The sequence below is a fragment of the Acidovorax sp. genome (assembly GCF_027492855.1).
In the GTDB taxonomy this organism is placed as follows: Bacteria; Pseudomonadota; Gammaproteobacteria; order Burkholderiales; family Burkholderiaceae_C; genus Acidovorax.
Window position 1 is genome coordinate 55,812 of record NZ_JAPUDY010000108.1, and the last position, 19,876, is coordinate 75,687.

General features: G+C 65.1%; 21 protein-coding genes. 10 read left to right on the forward strand and 11 right to left on the reverse strand.

Translation table 11 applies throughout. From position 1 onward, the window contains the following. The first annotated feature begins 71 nt into the window (after positions 1–71). Positions 72–866, forward strand: coding sequence for a 2-keto-4-pentenoate hydratase (locus Q0105_RS21125; protein WP_298214814.1), 795 nt, complete (start codon positions 72–74; stop codon positions 864–866). 22 nt (positions 867–888) lie between these two features. On the opposite strand, the gene Q0105_RS21130 is transcribed toward Q0105_RS21125, so the two are convergent. The 6 genes from Q0105_RS21130 to Q0105_RS21155 all read right to left on the reverse strand — a co-directional run bounded on the left by Q0105_RS21130 (position 889) and on the right by Q0105_RS21155 (position 5,567). Next, on the reverse strand, positions 889–1,308 hold the full coding sequence (locus Q0105_RS21130; RefSeq protein ID WP_298214816.1) for a YXWGXW repeat-containing protein: 420 nt from the start codon (positions 1,306–1,308) through the stop codon (positions 889–891). 128 nt (positions 1,309–1,436) lie between these two features. Next, complete coding sequence (locus Q0105_RS21135; protein ID WP_298214818.1) at positions 1,437–1,823, reverse strand: hypothetical protein; 387 nt, start codon at positions 1,821–1,823, stop codon at positions 1,437–1,439. Positions 1,824–1,833: 10 nt separating this feature from the next. Further along, positions 1,834–3,192 carry an AarF/ABC1/UbiB kinase family protein gene (locus tag Q0105_RS21140; protein WP_298214820.1) on the reverse strand — a complete coding sequence of 453 codons (1,359 nt, stop codon included), beginning with the start codon at positions 3,190–3,192 and terminating at the stop codon, positions 1,834–1,836. Next, complete coding sequence (locus Q0105_RS21145) at positions 3,179–3,736, reverse strand: DUF2867 domain-containing protein (RefSeq protein WP_298214822.1); 558 nt, start codon at positions 3,734–3,736, stop codon at positions 3,179–3,181. Before Q0105_RS21145 ends, Q0105_RS21140 begins: the two co-directional genes overlap by 14 nt. After that, positions 3,733–4,611 (reverse strand): TetR family transcriptional regulator, encoded by an 879-nt coding sequence (locus Q0105_RS21150; protein ID WP_298214824.1) that lies wholly within the window; start codon positions 4,609–4,611, stop codon positions 3,733–3,735. The genes Q0105_RS21145 and Q0105_RS21150 overlap by 4 nt, the downstream gene beginning before the upstream one ends. A gap of 224 nt (positions 4,612–4,835) precedes the next feature. Next, a complete protein-coding gene (locus Q0105_RS21155) occupies positions 4,836–5,567 on the reverse strand; it encodes a helix-turn-helix transcriptional regulator (RefSeq protein WP_298214826.1) in 732 nt (243 codons plus the stop codon). Between the two features lie 121 nt (positions 5,568–5,688). On the opposite strand from Q0105_RS21155, the gene Q0105_RS21160 reads away from it, so the two are divergent. Both Q0105_RS21160 and Q0105_RS21165 read left to right on the forward strand, forming a co-directional pair. Beyond that, positions 5,689–6,543, forward strand: a complete 855-nt coding sequence (locus Q0105_RS21160) for a hypothetical protein (protein ID WP_298214828.1) — start codon at positions 5,689–5,691, stop codon at positions 6,541–6,543. 62 nt (positions 6,544–6,605) lie between these two features. Then, positions 6,606–8,540, forward strand: coding sequence for an MFS transporter (locus Q0105_RS21165; RefSeq protein WP_298214829.1), 1,935 nt, complete (start codon positions 6,606–6,608; stop codon positions 8,538–8,540). A 234-nt stretch (positions 8,541–8,774) separates the two neighbouring features. On the opposite strand, the gene Q0105_RS21170 is transcribed toward Q0105_RS21165, so the two are convergent. Further along, positions 8,775–9,791, reverse strand: coding sequence for a 1-aminocyclopropane-1-carboxylate deaminase (locus tag Q0105_RS21170; RefSeq protein ID WP_298214831.1), 1,017 nt, complete (start codon positions 9,789–9,791; stop codon positions 8,775–8,777). Between the two features lie 163 nt (positions 9,792–9,954). On the opposite strand from Q0105_RS21170, the gene Q0105_RS21175 reads away from it, so the two are divergent. Continuing rightward, complete coding sequence (locus tag Q0105_RS21175) at positions 9,955–10,470, forward strand: Lrp/AsnC family transcriptional regulator (protein ID WP_298214833.1); 516 nt, start codon at positions 9,955–9,957, stop codon at positions 10,468–10,470. Between the two features lie 101 nt (positions 10,471–10,571). On the opposite strand, the gene Q0105_RS21180 is transcribed toward Q0105_RS21175, so the two are convergent. Further along, positions 10,572–12,212, reverse strand: coding sequence for a surface layer protein NpdA (locus Q0105_RS21180; RefSeq protein ID WP_298214834.1), 1,641 nt, complete (start codon positions 12,210–12,212; stop codon positions 10,572–10,574). A 124-nt stretch (positions 12,213–12,336) separates the two neighbouring features. Next, positions 12,337–13,536, reverse strand: a complete 1,200-nt coding sequence (locus Q0105_RS21185) for a saccharopine dehydrogenase NADP-binding domain-containing protein (protein ID WP_298214836.1) — start codon at positions 13,534–13,536, stop codon at positions 12,337–12,339. Positions 13,537–13,854: 318 nt separating this feature from the next. On the opposite strand from Q0105_RS21185, the gene Q0105_RS21190 reads away from it, so the two are divergent. The 5 genes from Q0105_RS21190 to Q0105_RS21210 all read left to right on the forward strand — a co-directional run bounded on the left by Q0105_RS21190 (position 13,855) and on the right by Q0105_RS21210 (position 17,486). Then, the gene (locus tag Q0105_RS21190; RefSeq protein ID WP_298214839.1) at positions 13,855–14,340 is read left to right on the forward strand and encodes a YiaA/YiaB family inner membrane protein; all 486 of its coding nucleotides are present in this window, start codon (positions 13,855–13,857) and stop codon (positions 14,338–14,340) included. Between the two features lie 137 nt (positions 14,341–14,477). Continuing rightward, positions 14,478–14,972 (forward strand): hypothetical protein, encoded by a 495-nt coding sequence (locus Q0105_RS21195; RefSeq protein ID WP_298214841.1) that lies wholly within the window; start codon positions 14,478–14,480, stop codon positions 14,970–14,972. Positions 14,973–14,983: 11 nt separating this feature from the next. Next, the gene (locus tag Q0105_RS21200) at positions 14,984–15,838 is read left to right on the forward strand and encodes a DUF2145 domain-containing protein (RefSeq protein ID WP_298214843.1); all 855 of its coding nucleotides are present in this window, start codon (positions 14,984–14,986) and stop codon (positions 15,836–15,838) included. A gap of 76 nt (positions 15,839–15,914) precedes the next feature. Then, on the forward strand, positions 15,915–17,003 hold the full coding sequence (locus Q0105_RS21205; protein ID WP_298214845.1) for a zinc ribbon domain-containing protein: 1,089 nt from the start codon (positions 15,915–15,917) through the stop codon (positions 17,001–17,003). Positions 17,004–17,099: 96 nt separating this feature from the next. After that, positions 17,100–17,486 (forward strand): DUF3597 domain-containing protein, encoded by a 387-nt coding sequence (locus Q0105_RS21210; RefSeq protein ID WP_298214847.1) that lies wholly within the window; start codon positions 17,100–17,102, stop codon positions 17,484–17,486. A gap of 124 nt (positions 17,487–17,610) precedes the next feature. Here the strand turns inward: Q0105_RS21210 and tgt are convergent, their stop codons facing one another. Then, positions 17,611–18,783 carry a tRNA guanosine(34) transglycosylase Tgt gene (gene tgt, locus Q0105_RS21215; RefSeq protein ID WP_298214959.1) on the reverse strand — a complete coding sequence of 391 codons (1,173 nt, stop codon included), beginning with the start codon at positions 18,781–18,783 and terminating at the stop codon, positions 17,611–17,613. 110 nt (positions 18,784–18,893) lie between these two features. On the opposite strand from tgt, the gene Q0105_RS21220 reads away from it, so the two are divergent. Further along, positions 18,894–19,346, forward strand: coding sequence for a universal stress protein (locus tag Q0105_RS21220; RefSeq protein WP_298214848.1), 453 nt, complete (start codon positions 18,894–18,896; stop codon positions 19,344–19,346). Between the two features lie 72 nt (positions 19,347–19,418). Here the strand turns inward: Q0105_RS21220 and Q0105_RS21225 are convergent, their stop codons facing one another. Then, entirely contained in the window at positions 19,419–19,808 is a 390-nt protein-coding gene (locus Q0105_RS21225) for a hypothetical protein (protein WP_298214850.1), read from the reverse strand. Positions 19,809–19,876: the final 68 nt, after the last annotated feature.

The following is a 19,876-nucleotide window of genomic DNA, read 5'->3' on the forward strand; positions in this document are numbered from 1 at the left end:
TGCAAGGCTGCCGCTGGCCACGGTGGCAGGTGGCCATAATCCGCCGAAACACGCTCTCACAGGACGCCCTGATGCCCGATACCGCCTTCGACCCGCAGACCAGTGCGGCCGTTCTCACCATGGCCCGCCAAGGGCGCACCCCTCGGCCGCTGGACCTGCCCGCTGCGCTGCGCCCGCAGAACGCGGCACAGGCCTATGCCGTGCAGGATGCCGTGGTGCACGAGCGCGGCGAGGTCGCGGGCTGGAAGGTGGGCGCATCGTCGCCCCTGGCGCTGCCTGCGCGTGCGGCGCTTACCCGCGATTCGGTGTGGGTGGCGCCGGCCGGGCAGGCCGCTGTGCATCTGCCCGCCACAGACTTTGCCGTGCTGGGCGTGGAGGCAGAACTGGTGTACGAGCTGGGTGCCGACCTGCCCGCCCGCGCCACGCCCTACACCCCGGCCGAGGTGCTGGCCGCCGTGGTGTCGGTGCGTGCCGCCATCGAGGTGTGCGACACGCGGTTTGCCGCCTGGGCCCAACAGGGCGAGTGGAGCCGCCTGGCCGACCAGGCCTGCCACGGCGCATTGATCGTGGGCACGGGCGTGGTGGATGGGGCGGGCATTGCCGCGCTGCGGCCCCTGGCCCAGGCGGTGACCTTGTCGGTGAACGGCGCGGTGGCAGTGCAGCACGCAGCCTGGGGCAACCCGGCGGGCGATCCGTTGCGGCTGTTGGCGTGGCTGGCCAACGAAGGCGCGCACAGTCTGGGCGGATTGCGCGCGGGCCAGTGGGTGACCACTGGCTCGTGCACCGGCACCGTGATGGTGGCGCCGGGCACGCGGGTGGTGGCCGATTTCCCTGGCCTGGGCCGCGCCGAGTTGCAGTGGGTCTGAGTGAACCGGCGCGCTGGCGGTATCAGCGGCGGTACGGGTTGTCCGGGCGGCGGTCGTAGCGGTTGGGCACGCCGTCCCGGTCACGGTCCCAGCCGCCGGGCTGCATGTTCCAGCGGCCCCCGCGCTCTACCCAGCGCGGCTCGCGGTAGTGGTAGCCCGCGCGGGCCTTGATCCAGTGGCCTTGCTGCCAGACATGGCGATGGCCGCGCCACTCCCAGTGGCCCGGCACCCAGGCCATGCCACGGCGCGGGCGGGGCATGGCCTCGTAGCGGGGCGGTGGTGGCGCCTGGTACTGCACCCCCACCGGCGCCGGGCCTTGGTAGTAGTGGGGCGCGCCCGCCCCGATGACGACTGTGGCGCGGACGTTCTGCGCGTGTGCCGCCGTGGCGGCACCCAGCGACAGCAGGGCGATGGAAACAGCGGCGATTGCATTGCGGGCCATGATGAACTCCTCACTCGGATAGGTCCCTTGCGGAACCGGAGACTTCATCGTGCGGGCGCTGCGTCAAGCCGGTGTAGGCGAATTGCGAAGTGTTGTGAAATTGTGTTTCCGGTGGGGCGGCGGCGTGGTCAGCGCCACCACACCAGGACGGCCACCACCAGCAAGGCCACCCACGCAGGGTGGCGCCCCCCCGTTGCATAGAACACCAGCAGCCCGCTGGCCAGGGTGGCCAGCCCGACCACATCGGCCACCCAGGCCCCCAGGTGCGTTTCGCCCGCCGCCGTGCCCAGATGCCACAGCAACGCGCTCATGGCCCAGCCCATCACGGTGACCAGGTGCCAGGAGGCCCACAGAATGCGCACCTGCTGCTCCTGCAGCACAGGGCGCCCGCCCGTGGGCACCACGCCCTGTGTGCGCAGTCGGCGAAAAACCAGAAATTCGCCCACGACAGAGTGGCCCAGTCCAATCAGGGCGAGGCCAGCGGCGGCCAATACCAAAGCGGTGTTCGTCATCATGATGTGAATGTCAGCCCATGGGGCATGAAGAAGAGGAATGGGGAGAGGTTGCGCGGACGCCGGGCGCATGGGTGCGTACGCGCGCACCCATCTGCGTGAGCAAATGCATGAGGCCCATCCACATGCGCTCGAACGCGGGCATTTCGCTGGGCACCTGTGCCAGGTGGCGCCCCAACATGCGCTGGTGTTCGGGCGCGGTGATGGGAGGCGGTGTCTTGGTGCCAAAGTCAAACACCGGCTGCGTGAAGGGCTCCATCTGCCAGGCCTGCATCTCGGCCAGCGCGGGGGCGAGTTCGGTGGAGTAGGCCTGCAGGGTGAGGTCGGCCTTGACGATCCCGAGCGCCTGGTAGGCCTGCAGCACGAGCGCGTCGCGCTGCGGGTCGGCTGCAGGCCGTAGCAGGGCAGACCATGCCTGCGCCACCTGGTCCCGAAAGCCGGGCGACAGGCTGCGCGTGCAGCCGAAGTCCAGCACGCCCACCGTGCTGTCTGCTGCAAAAAGGAAGTTGCCGGGGTGTGGGTCGGCATGCACCCGGCCCAGCACGAAGATGCAATGCATGAACCAGTCCCACAGGTGCTGCCCCGCCTGGTCGCGTTGGGCCTGCGAGGGCTGCGTGGCCAGCCAGGCTTGCAGATGCTGGCCTGGCAGAAACTGTTGCGTCAGCACCTGGGCCCGCGTGTGCGACAGGATGGGCTGGGCCATCGCCACGCCGGGCAGCGCTGCGTGCTGGGCGAACCACTGCAGTTGCTCGGCCTCCTGCAGGTAGTCCACCTCGCGCAGCAGCGTGGCCTCGATCTCGTTCATCACGCCATCCACCACGGTGTCGGTGGGCAGGGGCAGGTCGGTGTGGGCCAGGGCGCGCAACGCGGTGCGCATGAGCTGCATGTCGCTGCCGATGGTGGCGGCGATGCCGGGGTACTGCACCTTCACGGCCACCGTGCCATGGCCTGCGAGGTGCGCGCGGTGCACCTGCCCCAGGCTGGCGGCGGCAAACGCGGTGGGCTCGAAGTGGTCGAACAGGGCCTCGGGCTCTTGCCCGAAGGCCTGGCGGAAAACGCGGCCCACCAGCGCGCGGTTGAGCGGCAGCGCCTGGTGGTGGGCGCGCGCCAGCTCCTGTCGCACGCCGTTGGGCAGCAGGCCGGGGTGCATGCTGAGCAGTTGCGACACCTTGAGCGCCGAGCCGCGCAGCTGGCTGAGGGCGCCAAACAGGATGCGGCCCAGCGCGGCCTCGTGCTCGGCCTGCGCCTTTGCCTGGGCCGATGGTGTGCGCACGCGGTGCCCCAGTTGGGCCATGCCGATGCGTGCCGCCGCCAGGCCCGTGATCGTGCCGCGTGCGAGGCGGCTGGTGCGCGGCGGATCAGCGCTGGCCATGGTCTGCCAGGCGCTGCAGCATGGCACGCACAATGCGGCGGTGAAACGGCGCGACCACACCCATATAGGCATGGCCCAGCGCGTTGTGGATGTGCACCACGGAGCTGACGGCGAGCGTGGCGGGGCGGCCGCCAAGCGGCGCGTGTTTGGTCAGCGACACCTGCACATCAAGGTGCTTGTCGTCCTGCCCCATCACCACCTCGGTGTCGCTCAGGTGGCGGATCAGGAAGATGCCCACGCGGTCGCCGACGCGGTAGCTTTTGGCCTCGTGCAAGGAGGCGCCGCTGGTGTTGGGGTGCATGTCGTGCAGTTGCCCCAGGTCTTTCAGGCCCACCAGGCGCACCAGCTTGTTGCGCGTGGCCATGAGCTGCTGCGCCCAGCGCGGCGTGCGGGCCACCACGTCCAGCCAGGTCTGCAGCGCGCTGCGGGCCGGGTGGGGGTCGGCCACTTCGTAAGCGTCGAAGAACTGCGCGCCGGGCAGGGTGGCGTGGATGGCCGTGCCCGTCGGCACCTGGATTTCGCGCACGGTGGATGCGGGGCTCATGCGGGCTTCCTTTTGCGTGGGGCAGCGGCGGGCTTGGCGGTGGCTGCGGGGCTGGCGGCGCGTGGCTTGCGGGGCGAGCGGGGTGGTTTTGGGGCCTCTGGCGGAGCCGGTGAACCGGCGGCTGCGGCGGTGCGGGTGTGGCCGGGTGGTGCGCTGGCCATGGCCTGTTTGGCCAGTTGCAGCATGCCCATCAGGCCGCTGCCGTGCTGCACCATGCGCGCCATCTGGCTGCGCAGCACAAAGCCGCCCAACTGCAGCACGCGGTTGACGAGCCCGCTGCGCAGCGCCTGCACCAGCACGCCGAGCGACAGGTCCACCAGCTGCGTGGTGTCGGCAAATTCGTCGGAGGTGTCGGCCAGCCAGTAGGTCACCACACCGGCCAGGTAATCGGTGTAGAGCCCGCCCGCCAGGCCCTTGAAGTCGCAGGGCTCGATCTCGCCGCTGGCCTCAGCGGCCTCCAGAAAGCTGACCACCGCTTCGCGCAGGCCCTGGCGCGTCGCCAGGGGCTCGGCCAGCATCGACAGTGGCGAGCGCCGCGCCAGGATGCGCACCTGGGCCACGAATTCGCGGTCGGCCAGCAGACGCTCCAGCACCGCGTCGGTCAGGCGCTGCAGCTTCTCCTGCAACTGGTAGCTGGTGAAGCCGGGCGTCTGCAGCGTGTCGGCCAGTGCCTGGTGGGCCACGTCGTCCAGGTAGCCCAGCACGATGCGGTCCTTGGTGGGGAAGTATTTGTAGATCGTGGCGTCGCCAATCCCGGCGGCGCGGGCGATGTCTTTCATCGTCGTGCCGTCGAAGCCCTGGCGGGTCATCAGGTCCACCGCGCTGGCCACGATCTGGCGGCGGGTGGCGTCTTGCTGTTGGCGGGTGGTTTTCATTTAACTATCCTTAAATAAATTAAATTTGTTATTTAAAGAATAGTGTTTTCTGTTTATGGCGTCAAGCAGGCGCCATTCGACCACCGGTCGTGGGCCGGTCATTTCAGCAGGTTTTCGAAGTGTTTTTGGCAGATGGCGCTTATCAATAAAGCGCGAGCAGCTATCAAAAATATAGTAAAAACGCCTACTCCCACCGTAGCGATGGCTTTTCAGGGAGCTTCAGGTCATCGCCTCATTCCCGCGAACGCCTCGAACTCCCAGCTGCGCATGGCCAAAAGCAAGGTGTAGCCCTCGCGCTCGCGGTCGGGCAGTTTTTGGTCGGCCAGGTGTTGCTGGGCAAAGTCCTGGGCTACGCGCTGCATGCGCTCCATGAAGGCTGGTGCCAGGCTGCGGCTGATGGCGCCGTGCACCAGCAGCACGCCTTCGCCGGGGCCGTCAAAGCCACCTGCGAAGTAGTCGAGCAGCGCGTGCTCGCGAAAATAGTTCATCACCGGGCCGTGCGGGCGCCAGCGGAAGGTCTTGGCCAGCTTGAGCCGGTAGCGGTTCAGGGGCCGCAGCTCGATGATGCCGATGCGATCAAGCTGTGCCAGGTATTTGATGCCCTCGGCCTCGGTCAGCCGGTAGTTGACCGTCACCTGCTCCAGCGTCCACTGGCTCAGCACGCAGATGGCCATGAGCAGCAGCTTCTTGTCGCCCACCACCGCTTTTTCCTGCTCTTGCGTCAGCTCTTTGAGCAAGGGCTGTTCATCGGCCACGCGCCGCGCCAGGTCGGCAAAGTCCAGCGCCAGCGCGCGACAGATGGCGTCGATGCGCGACAGCGGCATGTCGCCCTTGGCCAGCATGCGCTTCACGCTGGATTCGGCCATGCCCAGGGCCTGCGCCAGGTCGGCATAGGTCATCTGTGCGGTTTTGAGTTCCTTCTTGAGGGCTGTGACGAGGTCGGCGGTGGTGCTCATGGGTATCGATTATCAATACCCAGGGTGGATTGGGTAGCCCTTTAAGCGACTTTTTGACCCGCGAAGGCCACCGGCTGCACACACTGCGCGGCATCGACCACTACCTACGGATGCAACGACCATGACCTTTGCCGTATCCCCTTGCCCCCCGCGCCGCCAGGCGTTGAGCCGCACCGAAACCGGCCTGCTGCTGGCCGTGGCCGCGCTGCTGGCGCTGGCCTTGTTAGGGCCGGTGCTGCCCGCCAGCGAGCACCAGCATGCGTTTGCCGACCAGCGGGCGCTGTGGGGCATCCCTTGCGCACTGGACGTGCTGAGCAACCTGCCATTTGCCATCGCGGGCCTGTGGGGTTTGGTGGCGCTGCGCCGCGTGGCACCGGGCACGCTGGACGGCGCATCGCGCGCCCTGACCACGCTCTTTTTTGTGGGGCTGTTGTGCACGGCCGCAGGCTCCATGCTCTACCACTGGCAGCCGCAGGATGCGGGCCTGCTGTGGGACCGCCTGGGCATGGTGCTGCCGTTTGCGGGCCTGCTGGGCCTGGCGGCGGCTAGCCGCGTGAGCGCACGGGCCGGGTGGGCCACGGCGAGTGCCGTGCTGCTGGCGGGGCCGCTGGCCGTGGTGTGGTGGTCGCACAGCGGCAACCTGCTGCCTTGGGCCGTGGTGCAACTGGGCGGCATGCTGGTGGTGGTGGCCCTGGCTTGCCTGCCCTGCCGTGAGGGCGCGCTGGCATTGCATCTGGGTGCGGTGATGGCGCTGTATGCGCTGGCCAAGCTCTTTGAGGCCGCAGACCACGCGGTGTTCGATGCCACGGCGCAGTGGGCGTCGGGCCACAGCCTCAAGCATGTGGTGGCGGCCGCCGCAGCCTGGCCGGTGCTGTCGGCCCTGGCGGCGTTGCGTCACAAAGGTGCGCCGCAGGTCACGGCATGCGGGCAGAATGGCGCCCACACGGTGGGTGTCGCCCGCAGGCCATGTGCCTGATGGCGGGCAACGCAAAGACCAACACAACCCAAAGCCAACCCACCGGGAACGAGGAGAAACGCATGCACCCAGAGACCCCCTCAGCCAGCGTTGCGCCAACGCATGAGGACCCGAACCAGTTTGCCCTGTTGCGCCAGCGGCGGTTTGCGCCGTTCTTCTGGACGCAGTTTTCCGGCGCGGCCAACGACAACCTGTTCAAGTTCGCCTTCACGGTGATGGTGACCTACCAGCTCAGCGTGGACTGGTTGCCACCCGCCATGGCCGGGCTGGTGATCGGTGCGCTGTTCATCCTGCCGTTTTTGCTGTTCTCGGCCACCTCGGGCCAGCTCACCGACAAGTACGACAAGACGAAGATGATCCGCTTCGTGAAGAACCTGGAGATCGCCATCATGCTGGTGGCGGCGGGCGGGTTCATTGCGGGCAACGTGCCTATCCTGCTGCTGTGCACTTTTTTGATGGGTGTGCACTCCACCTTGTTCGGGCCGGTGAAGTTTGCCTACATGCCCCAGGTGCTCACTGAGCGTGAGCTCACGGGTGGCAACGGCATGGTCGAGATGGGCACCTTTGTGGCCATTTTGCTGGGCAATGTGGCGGGCGGCCTGCTGGTGGCGTTGCCCGGCATCGGTCACACCACGGTGGCGATCGCCTGCGTGGTGGCTGCGCTCATCGGGCGCGCGGTGGCGCAGTTCATTCCCTCGGTGCCTGCCACCGATCCGGGCCTTACCATCAACTGGAATCCCTTCACCGAAACCTGGCGCAACCTCAAGCTCGCGCACGGCAACATCGTGGTGTTCCGCTCGCTCTTGGGCATCAGCTGGATGTGGTTTTTCGGCGCGGTGTTTTTGTCGCAGTTTCCTAGCTTGGCCAAAAACGTGCTGCATGGCAACGAGCAGGTGGCGTCGCTGCTGCTGGTGGTGTTTTCCATCGGCATCGGCATCGGCTCGCTGCTGTGCGAGGTGCTCTCGCGCCGCCATGTCGAGATCGGCTTGGTGCCGCTCGGCGCCATCGGCATGAGCGTTTTTTCTATCGATCTGTACTTCGCCTCGCGCAGCCTGCCAGCGTCCGACATCATGGGCTTGGCGGCGTTCATGGCCCAGGGCGCACACTGGCGTGTGATGCTGGACCTGTTGCTGCTCAGCCTGTTCGCCGGCCTGTACAGCGTGCCCATGTATGCGCTGATCCAGATGCGCAGCCAGCCCACGCACCGCGCGCGCATCATCGCGGCCAACAACATTCTGAACGCGTTGTTCATGATCGCCAGCTCGCTGATCGCGGGCGCGCTGCTCGGCGCGGGCTTCACGGTGCCGCAGATCTTTTTGTTCACCGGGCTGGCCAATGCGGTGGTGGCGTTTTACATCTTCATGCTGGTGCCCGAGTACCTGCTGCGCTTCGTGGCCTGGATGTCGTCGCGTTTTGTGTACCGCTTCAAGGTGCAAGGCGACGAGAACTTGCCCTCGGCCGGTGCGGCCATCCTGGCCTGCAACCACGTGAGTTTTGTCGATGCCGTGTTGCTGATGGCCGCCAGCCCGCGCCCCATCTACTTTGTGATGGACCACCGTATCTTCCGCGTGCCGGTGCTGGGCTGGTTGTTCCGCCTGGCCAAGGCCATCCCTATCGCGCCCTACAAGGAAGACCCCGCCACCTATGAAGCCGCCTTCGAGCGCGCGACCCAGGTGCTGCGAGACGGCGACCTGCTGGCGATCTTCCCTGAAGGTGGCATCACCCGCGATGGGCAGTTGCAGGAGTTCAAGGGCGGGATCATGAAGATCATCGAGCGTGCGCGCGCCGAGGGCATCGAGGCCCCGGTGATCCCTATGGCGCTGACCAACCTGTGGGGCTCGTACTTCAGCCGCATCGAGCAGGGCGGCGCCATGGTGCGGCCGTTCCGCCGGGGTTTCTACAGCCGCGTGGGCCTCAACGTGGGCCCTGCGGTGGCCTCGGCCGAGGTGCAGCCCACGCTGCTGCGCGAGCGGGTGCAAAAGCTGCTGGTGGCTTGATACATACGGATTCGCGTTCGATCACATCAAACCGTTCGGGCTGAGCCCTTCGACAGGCTCAGGACAGGCTTGTCGAAGCCTCGCGCGGCGCTTCGACGGGCTCAGCGTGAACGGTTTGTTTTTTTGTGTAGATCGGAGGCACCCGCCCGCAGCGGGCTGAATCGCCATCAGATCAGCGAGAGCCCGGCCAGCCGGGCCAGGTACTCCTGCTCTTCGTGGGCTGTGGATGAATGATCAGCCGTTGCGAAAAAGAAAGCTGTAGGCGTTGAGCGCCGGCACCCCTCCCAGGTGCGCATACAACACGCGGGAGCCTTCGGGGAACTCGCCCTTGCGCACCATGTCGATCATGCCGTGCATGGATTTGCCTTCGTACACCGGGTCGGTCAGCATGCCTTCCTGGCGTGCGCACAGGCGGATGGCTTCGAGCGTGCCATCGTTGGGCAGGCCGTACTCGGGGCCGCCGTAGCGCGTGTCCAGCACCACGTCTTCTACGGTGATGTCCTGGCCCAGTTCCACGAGCTCTGCGGTGTTTTGCGCAATGCGCAGGATTTGGGCATGTGTTTGCGCGGGCTTGGCCGAGGCGTCGATGCCGATCACCTTGCGTGCGCGGCCATCGGCTGCAAAACCCACCACCATGCCCGCTTGCGTGCTGCCCGTGACCGAGCAGACGACGATGTAGTCGAACTGAAAGCCCAGCTCTTTTTCCTGCTGGCGCACCTCCTCGGCAAAGCCCACGAAGCCCAGGCCGCCGTACGGGTGCTCAGAGCAGCCCGCCGGGATGGGGAAGGGCTTGCCGCCCGCCTTTTTCACATCGTCCATGGCCTGCTCCCAACTGGGGCGGATGCCGATGTCAAAGCCCGCCGCATCCAGCCGCACGTCGGCGCCCATGATGCGGCTCATCTCGATGTTGCCCACGCGGTCGTACACCGCGTCGGAGTAGTTGACCCAGTTCTCTTGCACCAGTACGCACTTCATGCCCAGATGCGCGGCCACGGCGGCCACCTGGCGCGTCTGGTTCGATTGGATGCCGCCAATCGACACCAGCGTGTCGTAGCCACCCGCAATCGCCTCGGGGATCAGGTATTCGAGCTTGCGCGTTTTGTTGCCGCCGAACGCCAGGCCCGAGTTGCAGTCCTCACGCTTGGCATACAGGTGCACCTTGCCGCCCAGGTGGGCCGACAGGCGCGGCAGCGGCGTGATGGGCGAGGGGCCGAAGGTGAGCGGGTGGCGTGCGAATTTCTGCAGGTTCATGGCGGTGGTTCTCCGGTCGATCAAAGGTGGGTGCAAGACAGGGCTTGCAGTGCCTTCATCGTAGGAAAACATGCGCATCAAGTGGTTGCGAATTTGGCCTTGATTTCGGAGTTATGGGTTTTGGTATCAGAATAAAGAAGATAAAAATTTCTTCAAATCAACCATGTGCGCAACAAAAGTTCGTTACAAGAATGTGCCGCAGGCCGATGTTTCCCCCGAACTCGACCGCACCGACAAAGCCATCCTGCGTCAGCTGCAGCGCGACGCCTCGTTGTCCAACGTGGCCCTGGCCGACAAAGTGCACCTGAGCGCGCCCGCCTGCCTGCGCCGTGTGGAGCGCCTGCGGCGCCTGGGGCTCATCGACAAGGTGGTGGCACTGCTCAACCCCAAGGCCGCGGGCGCGGGCATGCTGGTGATGATTGGCGTGGTGCTGGACCGCTCCACGCCCGAGTCATTCGCCGAGTTTGAAAAGGCGGCCGTCAAGATCTCCGGCTGCATGGAATGCCATGTGGTCACCGGCGAGTTCGACTACTTCATGCTGGTGCGCACGCGCGACAGCGAGAGTTTCAACCGCCTGCACGCGGAGCAGTTGATCTACCTGCCCGGCGTGCGGCAGGTGCGTTCGTTCATGGTGCTGCGCAATGTGTTGTCGAGCACCGAGCTACCGCTGGCGCTGTAGCGCGCGAGCGATTCACTGTTCGGACCCGCACACCTTTCGATCACGGGACTGCTCAGGCCGAGTCTGCAGCTTGTGAGGCCATGGCAGCCCGCGTTTTCGGGCTATTGACTTGTCAAATGTGGATAGCTGATGCCGTAGTTCCCGGCGATGCCCGGCCTTGCACCGGGATTGGTCAGCTTGATGAACGCTCCGCCGATGATCGGGAGCCCGGAGTCCGGTGCGCCGTTGACAGTTGGGATGGACATCCACCCATTCGCAAAGACACTTGTGAGGTTGTGCCGTGACACGGAGCTGGAAAAAGTCGAAGGGCCTGTTCCGAAAGCCAGCAGGCTGACAACTCCGCAATTGAGGATAGCCGTGGACGGGGCCGTTGCAACCGGGACTTGCCAACTGATTGTGCCTTCACGGTCCATGTCGCGGTACCCATCATGTTGGCTGCATACCTGGGTGGCGTTGTTCGCGATGGTCCGACCCGCTCCGGATGAGAAAAAATACTGCCGGTCTGCGCCAACCACGGAAAAAACAGAGGCAGATTCAGCCGGTTGGCTGTAGTCGTAGCCGACGCTGTAGCGCTTGGTGGGCATGGAAAGGATCCAGTCTGTCTTGGCAGAAATGCTGGCATCCACGGCGTATTGGTTGAATATCGTGGTCGTTTCCAGCAGTTTGCTCAGGTCGCCCGCCGTTTTACGGGCATTGGGGTTAGACGGAGGCAGGTAGTAGGGTGTGGACAGATCCGGTAAATCGTGAAATTTTGCTTCGATCACTTGCGCCGTCGTGGGGGCGGACGTGCTTCCTGCCGCATCCTTGCTGCGGGCCGAGAAACCTGCGGAGACCAGCAGTGGGTCTGATGTATAGAGCTCAGGCTGTCCCACGACAGCATCGGTTTGCGGGAACAAGACGAAATTGCCCCGCGCAGTCTTTCCTGCTCCATTGACTGCGCGCACGGCCTTGGCGGCACCAGAGAAGGTGGTGGAGCCGGGAACGTCAATGATGTACCACGTACCCGCAAGCCCTCCGGAGGGCGTCGCCAAGCCGTTGCTTGCAGCGTCACTCTCATGGGCGATGTCTCTCGTGAGCAGGTCTCCAAGAAACGCCGCGCTGGGTTCGGTTGCCGTGCAGGGAGCCGCCCCGCTGAGGAGGCGGATGGCTTCGTACAGCTTTGATCGCTCGTTCCCTTGCGCACCGTAAACACGTGCCGAGGGAATATCGGCTGCCAATACAGCTTCGACGGCACCCTCGCGTGTGTTGTTGTTCAGCACGCTTTGCGACCATGCAGGGTTGAGCCTATCCACCTTGAAGGGTTGGGCGATGCCCCTGGTGAGGGTGGGAAACGTGCAGGTGTTATCTGAAGTTGTTAGCTGGGCCAAGCCATCTGCACCCGCAGTGATGGCGCCGGTCCACACATCTGCCGGAGACAATAAAACCAGAAAGCTCAGCAAGCTGTCCCCATTCCCCGCGCCGCGAAAGCGCAGCTTCACGAGCTTGCCGTTTTGAGAGTCGGTATTCACCAGATGCAGCACAGACATCTGGCCGCCCTGCACCGTGAAATAGGGAAACATCAGGCTGTGGCCTGGGTTGCTTTCCGAGACGGAATAACCCACCGCGTCCGTTGCGCCCAGCGATGTGCGCGAAGGTGCCGCGCCCGTGCCGACAATGACCCCCGCCATTACGGCAACGGGCCCCATGCAAAGCGCGGCGCAAAGTACCGCTCCCCCCAATTTCTCCAGCCTGCGTGCCTTCATGTCGTGCTGTCCCCCATGCGCTTCATATCGTTTCAGTGTACCGAGAGGAGCGCAGGGCGTGCGGGGGAAATTGTGTCGTGACGTCAGTGCGTGGCCGGTTGAGGCGCTGGGCAACTGACGTTGCTCAATCTTTGGTCTCTTTCGGAGGGAGCTCGATCGCAAAACCCAACCCCGCATTCGCCTGCAGCCGCGCAATCAACTTGCTGCCCATTGCGGGCGCTGGGGTCCAGATGCCGCCGGGGGTGTTCGTGGCGTCTTGCAGCAGGCACACGGCGGCCTCGGTGATCATTTTGGAGGTGGAGCCGTAGCCGGGATCGCGGTCGCCCTTCACGCCCACGCGCAGGGTGTTGCCTGCGATGTCGGTGCCCAGGAAGAGCACGTCGTAGAAACCGTTCTCGCGCTCTTCGCGCGAGGGGCCTTCGCCGGGTTTGGGGCCTTGGTCCGAACCCAGTGATTTGTCGCCCGCCACGGCATTGGCCATGGCCTCGCCCTTGGCGCCGGGGCCGGTGACGAGCATTTCGTCGTACACGAAGTCGGTGCCGTAGGCGTGCTGCAGCAGCAAATTGGAGCGGTGCACGTTGCGGGTGTTGATGGCGGCCATGACGAATGGGGCCACCCAGACTCCCTCGCCCAGGGCCTCATCGACCATGGGCTTGTTGCCCGAGGGTTGGCGTGGGCCTTCAAAGCCGGGGGTGAGCGAGAACGGGTTCTTTAGCAGCTCGAGCACGGCGGGGTTGGCGGCGGATGCGGCCATGGTGGCCTTCAGGCTGGCGGCAGTGCCGCCCGAGAAGGTGCCTTTCATCTTGCGCACCCGGCCGCGCACGCGGTTGGCGGGGTGGCCGAAGCGGGCCTTCATTTCGGTTTGCAGCAGGTACACGCCGAGGTCGAACGGGATGGAGTCGAACCCACACGAGAACACGATGCGTGCACCGCTGGCCTTGGCGGTGGCTTCGTGCGCGTCGATCATCTGGCGCATCCAGGCGGGCTCGCCGCACAGGTCCACGTAGTCAACGCCTGCTGCCGCGCAGGCGGCCACCAGTTCGTTGCCATAAAGCTGGTAGGGCCCCACGGTGGTCAGCACCAGGCGGGTTTGTGCCATCAGCGCCTGCAGGCTGGCGGGGTTGCCGGTGTCGGTCACGATCAGCGGGGTGTCGGCGGGGGCGCCGACTTCGTCGCGCACGGCGGCGAGCTTTTCGGCATTGCGCCCGCCCATGGCCCAGCGCAGGCCGCTGCCTGCGGGGTAGCGTTGCAGCAGGTATTCCACAACCAGCCGGCCCGTGAAGCCGGTGGCGCCGTGGACGACGAGGTCAAAGGGCTGGGTCATGGTGTCTGTCTCTCTCCATCGGTCAAACATGTTTCGGGAGGGGGGCTCGCGGGAGGTGCCGCAGCCGGGGTGGGCGCCATTGTCTGTGGCGCGCCGGGCGGGCTCTGTCGCGCAGGTGCCGAGCGGTTGCTGGTGTTCTAAATTTTGCCTCGGTGGCGATAGTCGGGTGCAAACAACAGAATTTTCAGGAAAAAGTATCGAAAAACGATACCGATGAGCTTGCGGGTAGCCACTGTTACGGTTCAACGCAGACACGCAAGTTACGTCTGGGCACTATTCGTTCCGTGTTCAACCAACGCCCTCAGGGGCACCAAGGCAATGTCCTCTTCTCCCATCGTTGTTCAGCGTGATACCAAGGCCTGGCAGTTGCAGGTGTGGGTCTCGTTCGGCATTGCGGTTTTTCTGTGCGCTGTGGGCCTGGCATGGCTGCCCGGTGCGCAGTTGGAGCAGGCTTTTATGGTGATGGGCTATGTGTTCTGCCTCTCGGCCGCGTTTGTGCTGGCCAAGTTCGTGCGGGACAACGAGAGCGCATCGCGCCGTGGCGCAGGCGACACGCCGATGTGGAAGCTGGTGGTGTGGGGCGGTTTTGTGGTGGCCATGGGCCTCACGGGCTGGGGCCTGATGGGCATGGACATCAACATCACCTACAAGGCGTTTTTGGGGGTGAGCTGGCTGTACCTGATCACCACCGCCTTCACGCTGGCCAAGATGCTGCGTGACCGCCATGAGGCCGACCTGATGGAGGCCCGCCTGCAAGGCCGCCGCGAAGCCGCCCAGTCGGCTGCCAGCAACGCACAGCACTGATATTGCTGAAGGGGCTGCACAGGCGGTATCCGCCGCCCGTGCGCCGGGTTTTTCTGTCTCTCTTTTTTTCTGTTTTTGCGGCCTGATCTGCCTGGCGCCCTTGGGGCGCGGGAGGGCCGCATTTTGAGGAGTGAATGATGATGAACGCAGTGTTTTCGGCTACTTCAACGACCAAGTCTGGTATCGCCCGCCTGTCGCGCGCCCTGCTCGCGGCAGGGGCGTTGTGCACCGTCATGGTGGCCGCTCCGGCCTATGCCCAGAGCGAGGCCTCGGCCGCGCTGTCGCTGCTGCCCGTGGCCTCGGTGGTGGGCACGGCCTCGGTGGCATCCGCGGCTGCTGGCGCGGTGGTGGCGGTGCCTGCCGCGCTGTCGGTGGGCGGCGCGGTGTTGAGCGTGAAGGCCGTTGAGGCCTCGGCTGTGGGCACGGTGTATTTGCTGGAGCGCGCCTCCGACGGCGCGCAGGTCAGCGTGGAGGTGGTGGGGCGCGGCGTGGCGGGCTCGGCCTATGCCGTGGGCACGGTGGTGACCTGCACCGTGATCAGCACGGGCGTGGTGCTGTCTGCCGCAGGCGAAGCCATTGCCTTTGTGCCCAACGCCATCGGCCGTGCGTTGCTGCACAACGAGCGCCTGTGAGGGGCCGCGACATGAAGAAAGCTCTGAACTTTGGTGTTTTCCATCCGCAGCGCATCCCTGCCGTGGTGGGCCTGGTGTTCCTTGCGGGCACCGCGCTGCTGGCCGCCAACCCGGCCCACGCAGGGCGCTCGTGCGAGTCGCAAAAACCCGTGCCCCCGCAGGTGATCGAGCGCGGCATGAAGCTGGCCGAGCAGACCTCGGTGGCGCTGGATGCCGAGCATGCACGCGCGGGCACGCAGGTGGTGGTGCTGGCCCGTGCAGGGCAGGATCTGAGCAAATACAACCTGCGCTACTCGCACTTCGGCTGGGCCTACAAAACGGCCGAGGGGCCGTGGCGCGTGGCGCACAAGCTCAATGAGTGCGGCACGGCGGTGGGGCATCTCTACCGCCAAGGGCTGGGCGAGTTCTTCCTCGACGACCTGTGGCGCTATGAGGCCGTGTATGCCGTGCCCACGCCCGAGGTGCAGCAGCGCCTGCTGGCCGTGCTGCAGGACAAGGACCGCACCAAGGTGCTGCAGCATTCGCCCTACAGCATGGTCAGCTATGCCTGGGGGCGCAAATACCAGCAGTCCAACCAGTGGGCGCTGGAGACGCTGGCCCTGGCCATGGAGCCCACCACCGTGCGCTCGCGCGAGCAGGCGCAGTCTTGGCTGCGGTTCAAGGGCTACGAGCCCACCGCGCTCAAGATCGGCCCGCTCACCCGCATGGGCGGGCGCGTGGGCTCGGCCAACATTGCGTTTGACGACCACCCCAACGAGAAGCGGTTTTCGGACCGCATCGAAACCGTGACGGTGGATTCGGTGCTGGCCTGGATGCCACGGGCGCAGTTGGCAGCAGCGCCGGTGACGGTGGTTCTGAAAAACTGATTCAAAATGGCTGCTGGCGCTTTATTGATAAGCGCTAATAGCTATTGAATTGATAGTATTTGAAGAGGGGTTGATCATGAGCAAATCCTTGCGACTGTCCGAAAAGTGGTTCCGCCGCGGCCTATGGCTGGTGGCGCTGGTGTTTGCCGGTTTCCTCATTGGCCTGGGCGGCACCATCGTGGGCGACCTGCCCAAGGTCGAAACGCCGCTGCAGGTGGATGACTTCATGGACCGCGGCGCAGCCGACACACTGCGCGCGCAGATCAAGGAATCTCGCCAAGCCGAGCAGGATGCGCAGACGGCGCTGGAGCAGGCGCAACTGCAGCGCAGCAAGGCCCGCAGCGAAACCCTGGCTGCGCGCGAAACCTTCAGCAACTGGCTCGCTACGCGCAGCGCCACGCAACGCGCCGACCAGGACCCCGAAGTGCTGGCGCGCACCCAGGCGCTGGATGTGCTCAAGCTCGCCGAGCGCAAGACCCAGCAGGCTGTCGAGGTGCAGCAGCAGGCCGCGCTGGACGCCCGGCAGGCGGTAGCGGCCAGGCAGGAAGAGTTGAACCAAATGGAGGCTGACGGCTACGTCAAGCTGGAGGTGGAGCGCCGCAAGGTCGAGCTGCGCGTGTTCCTGTACCGCCTGGCCCTCACGCTGCCGCTGCTGGCCATTGCGGGCTGGTTGTTCGTCAAAAAGCGCAAGGGCACCTACTGGCCGTTTGTGTGGGGCTTCATCTTCTTTGCGCTGTTTGCGTTTTTTGTGGAGCTGGTGCCCTACCTGCCCAGCTACGGCGGCTATGTGCGCTTTGTGGTGGGTCTTGTCGTCACCGCCGTGGTGGGGCGCTATGCCATCCTGGCGCTCAATCGTTATCTGGAGCGCCAGAAACTGGCCGAGTCGCTGCCCGACCAGGAGCGCCGCAAGGAGCTGAGCTACGACGTGGCCCTGGCGCGCCTGGCCAAAAGTGTGTGCCCCGGTTGCGAGCGCCCGGTGGATCTGAAGAACGAGAAAGTGGACTTCTGCCCACACTGCGGCATTGGCTTGTTTGACCACTGTGGCCACTGCAGCACCCGCAAGAGTGCGTTTGCGCTGTTCTGCCATGCCTGCGGCACGGGCGCGCAGGTCGGCCAGCGCAACCAGCCTGCAGCGCCTGTGCAGACTCCTGCAACCTCTGCGTGATACAAAGGGAGACGGCGGCGGGTTGAAATTGTCAATACTTTTTTAACCCCCGGTGCCGTGTGTCAGACCAACCTCAACGTCTTTGTGGGAGTCCATATGGGTTTTTTCTCCAATATCTTTTCCAAGATTTTTCCGTCGGCCAACGCTGCTGAAGTCGTCGTGGCCGCGCCACCGGCATCGGCCGCCGCAGCAGCGCCTGCAGCCCCTGCGGCGCCTGCATCCATCCCGCTGGGGGATGTGGCACCCATCCTGGACGCCATGCCTGGCGCCAGTGCGCTGAACTGGCGCACCTCCATCGTTGATCTGCTCAAGCTGCTGGGCCTGGACAGCAGCATGTCCGCACGCAAGGAACTGGCTGCCGAACTGCTTTACAACGGCAGCGATGAGCCCGGCTCGGCGGCCTGGAACATCTGGCTGCACAAGCAGGTGATGCGCAGCATCGCGGCCAATGGCGGCTCGCTGCCGCCTGAACTGCGCGACTGATTCGCACCCCAAAAAGCCCCCTGCCATCATCGATGGCAGGGGGCTTTGTCGTTTTGGCCTCTAGCGCTTTGGTATCAAGCGCAAAATGCTATCAAATATATAGCAAATTGCGGCACGCTTGCGCTCAAACGCCCCGCGCCCGCTCGGCCTTGAAGCGTGCGCGGAACTGCGCAAAGGCCCCAGCGTCCAGCGACTCGCGCACCTCGCGCATCAGGTTCAGGTAGTAGTGCAGGTTGTGCACGGTGGTGAGCATGGGGCCCAGCATTTCGCCGCAGCGGTCCAGGTGGTGCAGGTAGGCGCGGCTGAAACCGCCCCGTCCGCCGTCGTCCCACGCCACGCCCGAGCTGCCCGCGCAGGCGTAGCAGGTGCAACTGGTGTCCAGGGGCTGGTGGTCGGCCTTGTGGCGCGCGTTGCGGATTTTCAGGTCGCCAAAGCGGGTGAACAGCGTGCCGTTGCGCGCATTGCGTGTGGGCATCACGCAGTCGAACATGTCCACGCCTTCGGCCACGCCCTGCACCAGGTCTTCGGGCGTGCCCACGCCCATCAGGTAGCGGGGCTTGTGCGCGGGCAGGCGGTGCGGCGTGTGCGCCATGATGTCCAGCATCTCGTCCTTGGGCTCGCCCACGCTCACGCCGCCGACGGCGTAGCCTGGGAAATCCATCTCGACCAGGCGTTCGAGCGACTCCTGGCGCAGGTTCTTGAACATGCCGCCCTGCACGATGCCAAAAAGTGCGTTGGGGTTGTTCAGGCGGTGGAACTCGTCTTTGCTACGTTGAGCCCAGCGCAGGCTCATCTCCATGCTCTTGCGTGCCTCGGCCTCGGTGGTGAGGTGGCCCTTGGTTTCGTAGGGCGTGCACTCGTCGAGCTGCATCACGATGTCGGAGTTGAGCGTGGTCTGAATCTGCATGCTCACCTCGGGCGACATGAAGAGCTTGTCGCCGTTGACGGGGCTGGCAAAGGTCACGCCCTCTTCGGTGATTTTGCGCATGGCGCCCAGGCTCCACACTTGGAAACCGCCTGAATCGGTGAGGATGGGCTTGTCCCATTTTTCAAAGCCGTGCAGGCCGCCAAAGCTCTGCATCACATCGAGGCCCGGCCGCATCCACAGGTGAAAGGTGTTGCCCAGGATGATCTGTGCGCCCATGTCGTGCAGGCTCTTCGGCATCACGCCCTTGACGGTGCCATAGGTGCCCACGGGCATGAAGATGGGGGTTTGCACCACGCCATGGTTGAGCGTGAGCGTGCCACGGCGTGCGTGGCTGGTGGGGTCGGTTTTGAGAAGGTCGAACTGCAGCATGATGGGGTGCATTGTCCCAGACCGCCTACCCTGATTTGGCTCAAGGGTATGGGGCGGGTCCCACCCGTGCTATCGCTACACTGACCTTACCGTATCGCAAGGAGAACAATATGCTCAAGATCCTGATTGCCGTGGATGGCTCCGAACTCTCGCTGGACGCTGTGCACCACGCGCTGGCCCTGGTGCGCCAGGGGCTGAAGGCGAGCATGGTGCTGGCCAATGTGCAAGAGCCCGCCACGCTGTACGAGCTGGTGACCACCCGCGACCCGGACCTGATCGCCGCTGCCAGCCTGGAGGCGGGCGAGCATCTGATGGCCTCGGCGCGTGCGCTGCTGGACGCCGCTGGCGTCGCCTACGAAACCGATGTGGGCATGGGCGATGTGGCGCACACGCTGGTGGACATGATCGAGAACTCGGGTTCGGACATGATCGTCATTGGTGCCAAGGGGCAAGGGGCCATCAGCAGTGCGCTGCTGGGCTCGGTGTCGCAGGAGGTGGCGCGTGTCAGCCCGGTGCCGGTGACCATCGTCAAGCATGCCGATGCGGGAGACGCCGAGGCCTGAGCCCAAAAAAACAAGGGCCGCAATCTGCGGCCCTGGCGGGAGTTTTGAGAGGCTGAGAAGATGGCCTGGCGGTCAGGCCGCCTTGCGAAATGGCTCGGCAGCGGGCCGTTGCAGCTTGCCGTGGGGCAGGGTGGCCAGGCGCGAGAACATGCGGCGCACATAGCCGCGCACCCACAGGCACTTGTTGAGTTCGTCCACGGGCAGTGGGCCCGACACCACCACGATGTCGTTGGCCACGTCTTGTGCGCCTGCGGCCCGCAGGCGGCGACGGGTGTTGTTGGCCCACGATTGGATGCGCGTGGGGCTGCCGTGCTGGTGCACCTCGCCCGTGTGCTTGTCGAACGCAATGGCCACCGTGTCGGTTTTGAGCTTGAAGCGGCGTTCACCCGTCACGGCGCTGGGCGTGTCGCGCATGTCATACAGGTAGTAGCTGCCTGCCTTGAGCTGGTATTGCATGTCCATGGGGGTGTTCCTCTCTGTCGGCATTGTCGAGGGCGCACGGTGTGGGCAATGGCTGGTATTACGGCCAA